Here is an 11302-nt window from a genome sequence, read left to right as displayed (position 1 = left end):
CGGCGGCAGCGGCGCGGGCTTCTTGCCGGCGGCGGTCACGGTGACGGAGTCGACCTTGGCCGGATCGTCCGTGACGCCGGGCGCGGGGGCGCTCGCCTGGCCGCTCAGCAGCATCATGGCCGTCAGCATGCCGATCATCGCGCACTCCTTGCTCGTTTGGCGGGAAAGCCTAAACGCGAACACCGTTACACGCTACAGGAGCGATACTTGACGCTTGCGCCAAATTCGAACGGCCGTAAGAGTTCCCTACGGGTAAAGGGGAATATGTAGTGAGTCCGACCACCGACGCCGCCGCCTCGCCTTCTCTCAATGAAGGCGTGGTCGAGGCCGCCGAAACCGAAGCCGCCACCAAGAACCTGGTCTTCGTCGCCGCCGAGCGCCTGTTCGCGCTGCACGGCTTCCAGAATGTGTCGGTGCGCGACATCACCGCCGCCGCCGGCGTGAACTTGGCCTCGGTGAACTATCACTTCGGGTCCAAGGACGCGTTGCTGTTCGAGATCTTCCGTCGCCGCACGGCCGAGCTCAACCGCGAGCGCGCCAAGATGCTGCACGAGGCCAATGATCGCAACGACGGCGCCCCGCCGCTGCGCGAGATCCTGGCCGCCCTGCTGACCCCGCCCCTGCGCTGGTTGGCCCCGGACCACGAGCGCCGCATCTCGTTGCAGTTCCTGATCCGAGCCCGCAGCGAGGGCACCGACGAGATCCGCACCGTGCTGAAGACCGACGTCTCGCACCTGCGCCGCTTCTCCGACGCCCTGCTGCGCGCCCGGCCGGACCTGTCGCCGGAAGAGGTCTACTGGCGGCTGCACTTCACCCTGGGCATGCTGCACAACAACCGCTTCGCCGAGTTCGACCGCTTGAACGTGCTGTCCGAAGGCCAGACCAGCGAGGCCGACGTCGTGGCCCTCCTGAACCGGATGCTGGCCTTCGCCGAGGCGGGCTTCCTGGCCTAGGCCTCTGGCGGAACCTGAGCCATGCCGGCGCGTTGTCGCTCCGGCATGGGACGGCTGCGCATCCTTCACGAGACGCGGTACTATTATGAACGGCCAGTGCGGTTCGGACCGCAGCGGCTGATGATCCGTCCGCGCGACAGTCACGCCCTACGCATCGTCGAAGCCTCCTTGCGCCTCTTCCCACCCGGCGGCACCCGCTGGAGCTACGACGCCAACGGCAACTGCGTCTGCATCTTTCAGCCCGACGGTCAGGCCGACGCCATGCGGGTGGCCAGCGAGCTGGTCATCGACCGCTATCCCGCCCCGCTGGCTCCGCAGAGGATAGAGAACCCCGACACCCTGACGCCGATCGTCTACTCCCGGGAGGATCGGACGACGCTCGAGCCGTTCATCGCGCCCGTCACGGACGATCCAGACGCAGTGTTGCTGCGCTGGCTGCGCAGCCTGGCCAGTCACCGCGACGAGCCCGCCCTCGCCTTCCTCTTGCGGATCAACGAGCTGATCCACAGCCAGTTCGAATATTGCACGCGCCACGAACAGGGCGTGCAGACGCCCGTCGAGACCCTGCAGAAGCGCACCGGCGCCTGCCGCGACCTGGCCTGGCTGATGGTCGAGGGTTTGCGTCGCCTGGGTTACGCGGCCCTGTTCGCCACCGGCTACATCCACTCGCCTGGAACCAAGATCCGCGGCGCGGGCGCCACCCACGCCTGGTGCGAGGTGTTCCTGCCCGATCTGGGTTGGCTGGAGTTCGATCCGACAAATGGGCTGGTCGAGTCGCCGGATCTGATCCGCGTCGCCGCCACCCGCACGCCAGCCCAGGCGTTACCCGTGTCGGGCGCGATCATCGGCGACCCCGGATCGTCCCGTCTTCACGTCTCCGTGGATGTGCGTTTGATCGACGAAATCGACCGCGCCGCGTGATAGCCTCAATGGCTTACGGGAGGAAAAGCCCATGACCAGCGGCTTCCAAAATCAGAACCCGATGACCAACTTCAACTTTCCAAAGTCGGAGCCCAAGGCCCAGCACGGCCAAAAGCCCGACGAGGCCTGCTTGAAGGTCAAGGAAAAGCGGACCTTCGAACCCAAACCAGGCCACTGAGGCGCCCACCAATCGGGCGTTGCCCCGCTCGCGGAACAGTTGTCACGCGAGACGTCTATACAGACGGGTAAGGTGTCATTAATCATGACGCCAGGGGAATTGGGGGAGCTAAACGAGCATGCGCCGAGTCGCGCTCGGATGTCTGCTGGCGGTGGCCGGTCTCGCGGTCATGGGAACCGCGACGGCCCTGTCGACTCATACCCCTGAGCCTTTCAACCAGACCTTGACCCTGGCCGGCGGGCCCGAGGCGACGCCCTCGCCTTCCCCCGCCCCGGCCTATGTCGATGATCCTGATGCTCCGATCGCCACCGCCCGCTATGGCGGCGAGCAATCGCGCACGATCGCCGCCGAGCAATACGCCACCCCCGCCGCCGCCACGGTGGCGCTCGCAGGCGGTCTCGACGAGGCGGGCCTGACCGGCGCGACACCGGCGCCCGCGCTCGTCGTTTCAGCCGTGGCCGCCCCCGCTAAGGCGGAACCTCCACGCCCGACCGTGCGGCTGCTGGCCGAAGCGCCCGCCCACCACCGCCCCATCCTGGCGCTGACCAAGGTTCATGAGATCCGCCCCTATGGGAGGGTGCTGAAGGTCGAGGTCAACGATCAGCCGCTGGCCTTCACGCCCATGGGCTTGCAGTCCAACGCGGTGCGGCGCCTGACCCTGAGCGCTTCGAACATCATGTCCAAAAGCCGAGCCACGGCGGAGGACCTGCGCCGCGGCCGCTGGATGCTGTTCGCCGCCAGCTCGGGCAAGGCCTATGGCCTGAACCTGATCCGCGATTCCCTCGGCGGCTGGCGCAACGCCGGCTACAGCGAGGAAAAGCTGGCCCGCTTCGGCAGCCGCCAGCTCGGCTTGGGATATCGCAAGAACAACAGCCTGATCTCGCTGACGGCCACGCGGCGCAAGCTGACCTCGATCGACTATTCCGACAAGGATACGGTCGTCGGCGTCACCGTCTCGGTGCGCGGCAAGTAGGCGGCTGACCGGCGGTCAGCGCGAGGGCGGTTTGGGCCCGTCTTCCTCGGCCTGTCTCTGGTGGAAATACGCGGCCTGCGCGGGCTCTTCGACAGCCCGGATCTTGGCGCTGTGCTGGATGGAGTCGATCTCGCCGCGCAGCTTAGTCGCGGTGTCGAAATCCTGGGCCGCGACCGCCTCTTCCAGCTGTTCCTTCAGTTCGTCGAGATGCGACATCGGCGCCTCCATGGGATGGGCTCCCATGGAGAACGCGCGAAGGTCGCTTTAGGCGCGCGCCGCCGCGATGCGGGCGCGGGCGATCTCGTCGGCGACCAGGTTGGCCGGACGCTTTTCGGCGATCGACTGGTCGATGACCTCGGCCAGGGTCTGGGCCAGGCGATCCAGCTTGGTGGAAACCCAGTCGCCGTCGAAAGCGCCGCCGGCTTCCAGCGCGCGGATCTCGGCGGCCACGTTGATGATGCCGCCGCCGTTGATGACGTAGTCCGGGGCGTAGAGAATCCCACGATCGAACACGGTCTGGCCGATCATGGCGTCGGCCAATTGGTTGTTGGCCCCGCCGGCGATCACCTTGACCTTCAGCCGCGGCAGGGTCGCGGCCGAGATCGCGCCGCCCAGGGCGCACGGAGCGAACACGTCGGCCTCGACATCGAAGATGGCGTCGGTCGGCACGATCGTGGCGCCGGTCTTGGCGGCGACTTCGTTGAGGGCGTTCTGGTTGACGTCGGCGATGGTCAGGACCGCGCCGGCGGCGTGCAGTTTCTCGGCCAGATAGGCGCCGACGTGGCCGACGCCCTGGATGGCGACGTGGACGCCCTTCAGGTCACGGTGCAGGGCCCGCTCGACGCACAGGCGCACGCCGCGGAACACGCCCTCAGCGGTGACCGGCGACGGGTCGCCCGAGGCGGCCGCATGGCCTTCCAGGCCGGCGACGAAGCGGGTGGTCCTGCGGGTGCTTTCCAGGTCCGACGGCGAGACGCCGACGTCTTCGGCCGTCCAGTACTGGCCGGCCAGGCTGTCGACGGCGCGGCCGAAGGCCTCGAACAGTTCCGGCGTCTTCTGGCTGCGGCTGTCGCCAATGATCACCGCCTTGCCGCCTCCGAAGTCGAGGTCGGCCATGGCGTTCTTGTACGACATGCCGCGCGACAGGCGCAGCGCGTCGGTCAAGGCCGCGTCGGCGCTGGAATAGTCCCACATGCGGCAGCCGCCGGCGGCCGGACCGCGGGCGGTCGAGTGGATCGCGATGATCGACTTGAGACCAGTTTTTTCGTCGAAGAAAGCGTGGACGCCTTCGTGTCCCTCGAAATCGGGGGAATCGAACAAGGTCATGCTGTCGGTCTCGCGTCGGCCGGGATGAACGTGGCGGGGATGTACGCCCCCAGGACGCGCCTCACAAGCCCGAACGCTGAGGCTGGGAGGTCTTGGTTTTGGCGGGCTTCGGCGGGTCCAACGCTGTCATGGCGGCCACGGTCGCGGGAATGGGCGGCGCGCCCGACGGGGGCCAGGGTCCCGGCGCGTCGCGAAGGAAGGCCTCGGCATCGGTCCAGACCTTCTCGGCCTGCCTGTCGACCAGCAGCAGGTGATAGCCCTTGGCGTAGTAGGCCGTCCGGGCGCCGGGCTTCAACCGCCCAACAGCCTCGACCGTCGGCTCGCGCGGGATGATGTGGTCGTTGGCGCCGTAGAACCAGGCGGTCGGCACGGCGATCCCGCCACTCGACTTCCAGGCCCGCTCCATCAGGCCCACCAGGCCGTAGATGGTGTCCGACCGCGCGCCCCAGATCAGCAGCGGGTCGCGGCCCATGCGGCGCAGCTCGTCGATATTGTCGCTGGGGATGACGTTGCGGACCAGCCAGTCCGGCGGCTTGACCACCCATTCGCCGACCACGTGGGCGGTGAACCACAGGCTCATCCGGTTGGGCAGCGGCTGGTTCGACCAGCCCCAGACGGCCGGGGCGAACAGCATCAGCTTGTCGACCGCTGGCGGATTCGGCCCGGCCATGGCGCTGATGGCAAGAGCTCCGCCCATGCTGATCCCGGCGAGAGCGACCTTGGCGCGCGGATGCCGCTCGCGCACCGTCTGGACCAGGGCGCGCACGTCCTCGATCACCAAGTCGTTCGGCGCCCAGACCCCGCGCTCGGGCGAGCGGCCAAAGCCTCGGACGTCCAGCGCGTAGGTGGCGATGCCCCTCCCCGTCCACCACTCGGCCGCCAGGTGGTAGGCGTTGGCGTAGTCGTTCATGCCGTGCAGGCCGACCATCACCCACTCAGGTTCATCGGCCGGCAGCCAGCGCATCAGACCCAGCTTGGCGCCGTCGAAGCTGATGAAGGCGTCGTCCAGCAAGCGTGGGCCGCGGAAACCAAGGGCCGCCAGGTCCGGCCTCTGCCGGAGCGGCGCGCAGGCGCCGAGCGCGGCGGCGGACGCGGTCAGGATCAGGGCGCGGCGGTTCATCGGTTCAGAATGTCCGCGACCCGCTGGCGAAGATAGGGGGCGACCTCGGCCTCGAACCACGGATTGCGCTTCAGCCAGCCTGTGTTGCGCCACGACGGGTGCGGCAGCGGGATCGCGTTCGGCCCGAAGTCGCGCCAGGCGGCGATGGTGTCGGTCATGGTTCGGCCCGTCCGCCCCGGCAGCGCCCAGGCCTGGGCATAGCCGCCCACCAGCAGGGTCAGCTCGACGTTCGGCAGCTCGGCGAGCAGTCGCGGCCGCCACAGCGTCGCGCAGCGCGGCGGCGGCGGATAGTCGCCACCCTTGGGATTGGTGCCCGGAAAGCAGAAGGCCATGGCGGCCACGCCGATCTCGGGCCGGCCGTAGAAGGTCTCGCGATCGATCCCCATCCATTGGCGTAGCCGGTCGCCCGAGCGGTCGTTGAACGGCAGGCCGGTCTCGTGGACGATTCGCCCCGGCGCCTGGCCGCAGATCAGGAGCTTCGTCTCCTCGCGAACCCGCACCACCGGTCGAGGCGTATGGGGCAAGTACGGCGCGCAGGCGCGGCAGGCGGCGATGTCGGAAAGGAGCGCGTCGAGCGGCATGGGCGGGATTTAGGGTGCGGCGGCGCGTGTCCAAGCGGCGCAGAAAAAAACTGTCATCCCGGACAAGCGCGTAGCGCGCCGATCCGGGACCGCCGGAAGCGCTGAGCTTCTTGCGGTCCCGGCTCTCCGCTGCGCTACGGCCGGGATGACAGTTCTATCAGTCCTCGTCGCCGCCGATCTCGTCTTCGCCGACCGTCTCCTCGAAGCTGGTCGGATCGCCTTCCATCCGCAGGCGGATGCGGTAGACGCCCCGGAACTTCTCGGGATTGACCGGCTTGTTGTGGCGCAGGATCACGACCTTGCCGTCGCGGGCCAGTTCGATGGCGTTGGTGCGCACGTGGCCGAGGATCTGCTGCCAGCGCTCGGGCTGCATCGCCTTGGCGACGTTCATCGGGTCGATCGACTTGCCCTCGGGCAACGCCGCCAGCTGGGACAGAATGATGTCTTGGATCGGGGAGCTCATGAACGCTCCCTTGCCACGGATTGTCAGCAGAGGCGAGACCGACGGCTTGCGCTAACCCCTCCGCCCTTCTAGCTGATCTTCAAAGACAACGGAGGGGATCGGGCCATGGACGGCGGAAACGACATCTGGAGCGGCCCCAAGCTGGTGGAGACCGGCGAGTGGGCCGGCTGGCGCACGTGGTCGGGCATGGATCCGTTCGAGGACCAGTCCGGCCCCTTCTATTTGAAGGAAGACGAGGACGGTCGCGTGACCGCCGCCTTCCGCGCCGAGGCCAAGCACATGAACGGCGGCGGCTTCATGCACGGCGGCTGCATGATGACCTTCGCCGACTACTCACTGTTCGCGATCGGCTGGAAAGCCCTGGCCGACAGCCGCGCCGTGACCGTCAGCCTGAACGGCGAGTTCATCGGCCCCGCCCGCCCCGGCGACCTGGTCACCTCCACCGGCGAGGTGATCAAGGCCGGCGGCTCGCTGCTGTTCGTCCGCGGCCTGATCTCGACGGGAACCGGGCCGATGCTGAACTTCTCGGGCGTGATCAAGAAGATCCGGGCGCGCTAGATCCCGGCCTCCGCCGCCGGCCGGGCCATCATCGCCTCGCGCCAGCGGCTCAGGGGCTCCAGGTCCTTGGCCGGCCGGAAGCGGATCATCCGCGCGAAGTCGATGGCGGTAATGGCCAGGATGTCGGCCATGGTCACCCGGTCGGTGGCGATGAACGGGCTCTCGGCCAGTCGCCGATCCAGCACCTTCAGCGCCCGCTCGGCCATGGCGAGGTTGTTCTGGGCGACTTCGGGGATCTGGGTCTCGATTCCCGCCATGGCCGGATGGGTGTGGCGCACGGCCATCATCATCGGCGTGCTGACCATCATCTCGGTCCGACGCATCCACATCTCGATCACCGCCGTCTCCTTGGGATCGCGACCGAACAGGTTGGGTTCGGGATAGACGCTTTCGAGGTAACGGCAGATGGCGACGGACTCGGTGATCGTCGTCTCGTCGTCGATCTCCAGCGCCGGTACGTGCGGCAGGCCGGCCTTCGAGAGGTAGTCGGGCGTCTTGTGGTCGCCGCCGAAGATCGACACGTCGACGATCTCGATGTCCTCGATCCCCTTCTCCGCCATGAACCAGCGGACCCGGCGAGGATTGGGCGCGCGGCGGCTGTCGTAGAGTTTCAAAAGAAATCCTCCCGGCTTGTGACCGGGAGGATGATCTCATTCCGCCACGGAACGGAAGCGCGGGCTAAAGCCCGAACAGCGCCCGGGGCATCAGGCCGACCAGCGAGGCGGTCAGGCAGGTGGCCAGGAACCCGGCCATCATCGCCTTCCAGACCAGGCCCAGCACTTCCTGGCGGCGCTGGGGCACCAGCACCGAGAAGCCGGCCACGTTCATGCCGACCGAACCGATGTTGGCGAAGCCGCAGAGCGCGTAGGTCATGATCATGCGGGTGCGCTCGTCCAGCAGGGTCGCACCGACCTTCGACAGCTGGATGAAGGCGGTGAACTCGGTGAGGATCAGCTTCACGCCCAGCAGGCCGCCGGCGGTGCCGGCCTCCTTCCAGGGGATGCCCATCGACCAGGCCAGCGGCGCGAAGACCACGCCCAGGCCGCGCGAGATGCTCAGCGGTTGGCCGCCGATCATGGGCATGGCCCCCAGGATCTTGTCGACCATCGTGGCCAGGGCCACGAAGACGATCAAGGTCGCCCCGACGTTCAGCGCGATCTGCAGACCGTCGGTGGTGCCCTTCATCACCGCGTCGATGGCGCTGCCGTAGGTCTTGTCCTCGGCGGCGAGATCCAGGTCCCCGCCCTTCTCCATCGGATCCGACGGCACGATGATCCGGGCCAGCAGCACCCCGGCCGGAGCCGAGATGATCGAGGCGGTCAGCACGTGGGCGGCGGCGTTGGGCAGCACGTCGTGCAAGATCGTGGCGTAGGCGACCATGGTCGAGCCCGAGACGCAGGCCATGCCGACCGCGATCAGCATGAACAGCTCCGAGCGCGACAGCTTGTCGAGATAGGCGCGGATGAAGATCGGGCCTTCGACCTGACCCATGAAGATGGTGGCGGCGGTGGCCAGGGCCGGCGGGCCGCGCAGGCCCAGCGTCTTCTGGAACACGAAGCCAAAGCCCTGGGCCAGCCACTTGAGGATCTTCCAGTGCCACAGCAGCGCCGACAGGGCGCAGACCACCAGGATCACCGGCATGACGCGGAAGGCGAAGATGAAGCCCGCGCCCGGATTGCTGACCGTGAACGGCTGGTCGCCGCCGGCCAGAAAGCCGAACACGAAGGCGGTGCCAGCCTGAGTCGAGGAACCCAGGCCCTCGACCGCGCCGTTGACGCCGCGCAGCATCTGCTGGGCCTGTGGCAGGCCGAACAGCACCAGGACCAGGATCACCTGGACGACAATGGCGCCGATCGCCAGAACCCACGGGAATCGCTTGCGATTCTCGGAAACGAGCCAGCAAAGGCCCAAAGTGAGCGCCAGACCCGCGAGGGCCTGCACGTTCTCAGGACGGAACATCAAAGCGAAGACCTTACGATGAGGCGACGCCCCCGCGACGCCGACCAAGGGCGAAGAATGACACCAAGTCTGCCGTCGCACGCAAGCGGCTTGCGTAAGGAAGGGTTCAGGAAGGCGCCCGGCGCCTAAGTCAGAACCTTCTTACGTCTCGATCCGGCGAGTCGCGCTAGCGCCCGGTCAGCTCCTCGACCAAGGCTGTCCGATCATAGACCTTCACCAGCGCTTCGACGATCGCCACGGCCGAGACCGACACGGTGCGGTTCCGCGCCGCGTCATAGCCGTAGACCCCGCCCAGCGAATGGATGTTACCGTCGAAGGCCACGCCGATCAGGCGGCCCTTGGCGTCGATCACCGGCGAACCGGAGTTGCCGCCGACGATGTCGTTGGTGCTGGAAAAGTTGAAGACGGTCATCAGCTTCAACCGATCCTTGGCGTCCAGCCAGCGCTGGGCGGCCGCGAAGGGCTCCACGCCCGTGACCCGGTCGTAGAACCCGGCGACGGTGGTCGTGGCCGGAATCCGCTCGCCCCGTTCCCTCCAACCGGCGACCTCGCCGTAGGACAGGCGCAGCGAGAAGGTCGCGTCGGGATAGGCGCTGTCGCCTATCAGAGCGAACCGAGCCCGGGCGATCTTCTCGGCGGCGATGTCAACCGGTCCGGCGACCTCGGCCTCATAGGCCACGCGGGCGGCGCGGGCGAGCGGGTCGGTGCGCCGCACGAAGCGGATCAGCGGATCGTCCGAAACCTCGATCGCCGCCTCTCCGCCCTTCCACAGCGCCATGCGCACGTCGGGATCGGACAACCGGCTTTCGGCCAGCGTCTCAGCGACCTGCTCCGGGCTCTCGCGGCCCAGCAGCGCCTGGACCCGCGGGTCGTCAACGGTCAGGGCCTCGCGGACCTTGAGCAGCCAGTGCTCCAGATAGATCCGCTCCAGGGCCGCAGTGGTCGGCGGGACATCGGCCAGCTTGCGTTCGATCAGCGGCAGGCGGGTGTCGGCGTACTCCGGCAAGCGCTCGGCATTGGGCTTGGTCCGCTCCTTGGCGGCCCGCACCAGCAGGCGTGCATAGTAGTAGAGCTCGGAGCCGCCGCCGGCCCCGCTCTCCAGCATCCGCAGGGGCAGGAAGCGCTCGGCGGCGGCGGTCTGGGCCTCGGCGATCTGGTCCCAGGCCTTGCCCGCCTGGGCCTCCAGCTTTGGATCGGCGGCGATCTTGGCGCGCAGGGCGTTCTCCTCGGCCCGCTTGGCGGCGAGGAAGGCCTTGTCGTTCAGCATGGCCTGACGGCCCAGGCCCAGCTTGTAGCTGTTCTGCACCCAGGCCAGCGCCTGGGTGGCGGCGCGCCTGTGCTCGTCGTTCTCCTGACCGAACTGGATCAGCCGACCCCGAAGTTCGGCCCGCTGCAGCTGCACGAGGGGCATGACGAGGTCGCGCTGGGTCTCCAGCTGGGCCACGGTCAGCTGGCGCTCGGTCGCCCCCGGATTGCCGACCACGAAGGTCGGCTCGCCCTCGACCGGCGGCTTGTCGCGCCAAGCCAGGAAGGTCGGGGTGATAACCGGCTTGTCGTCGGCGTAGAGCCGCACGAACGCCGCGTCGAGCGCGTAGCGCGGGAAGTTGAAATTGTCGGGGTCTCCACCGAATGCGGAGGCCGCCATCTCGGGCGCGAACACCAGTCGGACATCGTTGTAACGGCGGTACTTGTAGACCTTGTACTGGCCGCCCCGGAAAAAGCTGATCGCCTGACAGCGCAGAGCCTGGTCCTGGCCGCAGGCCGCCAGTTCGGCCACCGCCATGGCGCTCTCTCGGGCCCGCACGAAGTCGCGGCCGCTCTTGCCCTCGGACGCCGCCCGCACCTGGTCAGTGACGTCGATGATGGTCAGCAGCACCTCGGCCTGGACGCCGGCGCACTTGCGCTCCTCGTCGCGCCCGTCGGTCAGGAAGCCGTCCTGGACATAGTCATGCCCATCGCTGGACAGGGCCTGGGCGCATTCGGAGACACAGTGGCTGTTGGTGACAGCCAGGCCAGCGCCGCTGACCAGTCCGGCCGAGCAGCCGTTGGTCAGCCGCACGGTCGAGGCCTGAACCGTGTCCAGCCAGGCCTGGTCCAAGGTCACGCCCGTCGCGGCCTTGATCTTGTCGACCGGGATCCTGTCGAAGGTCCACATGCCCTCGTCCGCTCGCGCGGGGACCGTCGCGACGAGCGCGAGAACCAGGGCGGAAGCGGCGCGGAGGACCGTCATGGGCGTTTCGGATCGCTGCACTGAATTCGTCGCTTAACCT

General features: G+C 67.9%; 13 protein-coding genes and 1 pseudogene. 5 read left to right on the top strand and 9 right to left on the bottom strand.

From position 1 onward, the window contains the following. Positions 1-138 (bottom strand): annotated as a pseudogene (locus tag AC1DSO_RS23725) (surface-adhesin E family protein); the annotation flags it as partial. Positions 139-269: 131 nt separating this feature from the next. Here AC1DSO_RS23725 and AC1DSO_RS23720 point away from each other — a divergent pair. The 4 genes from AC1DSO_RS23720 (at position 270) to AC1DSO_RS23705 (ending at position 3025) form a co-directional block, all read left to right on the top strand. Next, positions 270-953 (top strand): TetR/AcrR family transcriptional regulator, encoded by a 684-nt coding sequence (locus AC1DSO_RS23720; protein WP_477071152.1) that lies wholly within the window; start codon positions 270-272, stop codon positions 951-953. Between the two features lie 21 nt (positions 954-974). Beyond that, positions 975-1874 (top strand): transglutaminase family protein, encoded by a 900-nt coding sequence (locus AC1DSO_RS23715; RefSeq protein WP_477071151.1) that lies wholly within the window; start codon positions 975-977, stop codon positions 1872-1874. 31 nt (positions 1875-1905) lie between these two features. Next, entirely contained in the window at positions 1906-2052 is a 147-nt protein-coding gene (locus AC1DSO_RS23710) for a hypothetical protein (RefSeq protein ID WP_164468816.1), read from the top strand. 118 nt (positions 2053-2170) lie between these two features. Further along, positions 2171-3025 carry a hypothetical protein gene (locus AC1DSO_RS23705; RefSeq protein ID WP_477071150.1) on the top strand — a complete coding sequence of 285 codons (855 nt, stop codon included), beginning with the start codon at positions 2171-2173 and terminating at the stop codon, positions 3023-3025. A 15-nt stretch (positions 3026-3040) separates the two neighbouring features. Here AC1DSO_RS23705 and AC1DSO_RS23700 read toward each other — a convergent pair whose 3' ends face one another. From AC1DSO_RS23700 to AC1DSO_RS23680, 5 genes are all read right to left on the bottom strand, one after another. Then, positions 3041-3253, bottom strand: coding sequence for a UvrB/UvrC motif-containing protein (locus tag AC1DSO_RS23700; RefSeq protein ID WP_477071149.1), 213 nt, complete (start codon positions 3251-3253; stop codon positions 3041-3043). A 36-nt stretch (positions 3254-3289) separates the two neighbouring features. Next, on the bottom strand, positions 3290-4351 hold the full coding sequence (locus AC1DSO_RS23695; RefSeq protein ID WP_477071148.1) for a Leu/Phe/Val dehydrogenase: 1062 nt from the start codon (positions 4349-4351) through the stop codon (positions 3290-3292). Positions 4352-4412: 61 nt separating this feature from the next. Then, on the bottom strand, positions 4413-5471 hold the full coding sequence (locus AC1DSO_RS23690; RefSeq protein ID WP_477071147.1) for a lysophospholipase: 1059 nt from the start codon (positions 5469-5471) through the stop codon (positions 4413-4415). Next, a complete protein-coding gene (locus tag AC1DSO_RS23685; RefSeq protein ID WP_477071146.1) occupies positions 5468-6052 on the bottom strand; it encodes a uracil-DNA glycosylase family protein in 585 nt (194 codons plus the stop codon). The genes AC1DSO_RS23690 and AC1DSO_RS23685 overlap by 4 nt, the downstream gene beginning before the upstream one ends. Positions 6053-6209: 157 nt before the next feature. Further along, on the bottom strand, positions 6210-6515 hold the full coding sequence (locus AC1DSO_RS23680) for a DUF3253 domain-containing protein (protein ID WP_477071145.1): 306 nt from the start codon (positions 6513-6515) through the stop codon (positions 6210-6212). Positions 6516-6620: 105 nt separating this feature from the next. On the opposite strand from AC1DSO_RS23680, the gene AC1DSO_RS23675 reads away from it, so the two are divergent. Continuing rightward, positions 6621-7073 (top strand): PaaI family thioesterase, encoded by a 453-nt coding sequence (locus tag AC1DSO_RS23675; protein WP_477071144.1) that lies wholly within the window; start codon positions 6621-6623, stop codon positions 7071-7073. Here AC1DSO_RS23675 and AC1DSO_RS23670 read toward each other — a convergent pair. From AC1DSO_RS23670 to AC1DSO_RS23660, 3 genes are all read right to left on the bottom strand, one after another. Further along, positions 7070-7687 (bottom strand): glutathione S-transferase family protein, encoded by a 618-nt coding sequence (locus AC1DSO_RS23670; protein WP_477071143.1) that lies wholly within the window; start codon positions 7685-7687, stop codon positions 7070-7072. The genes AC1DSO_RS23675 and AC1DSO_RS23670 overlap by 4 nt on opposite strands. 64 nt (positions 7688-7751) lie before the next feature. Further along, entirely contained in the window at positions 7752-9032 is a 1281-nt protein-coding gene (locus AC1DSO_RS23665; protein WP_477071142.1) for a NupC/NupG family nucleoside CNT transporter, read from the bottom strand. A gap of 166 nt (positions 9033-9198) precedes the next feature. Continuing rightward, the gene (locus AC1DSO_RS23660; RefSeq protein ID WP_477071141.1) at positions 9199-11262 is read right to left on the bottom strand and encodes a S46 family peptidase; all 2064 of its coding nucleotides are present in this window, start codon (positions 11260-11262) and stop codon (positions 9199-9201) included. Between the last annotated feature and the right edge of the window lie 40 nt (positions 11263-11302).

Source organism: Caulobacter sp. P4_E5 (genome assembly GCF_056401555.1).
This window is presented reverse-complemented; position numbering and strand designations above follow the sequence as displayed.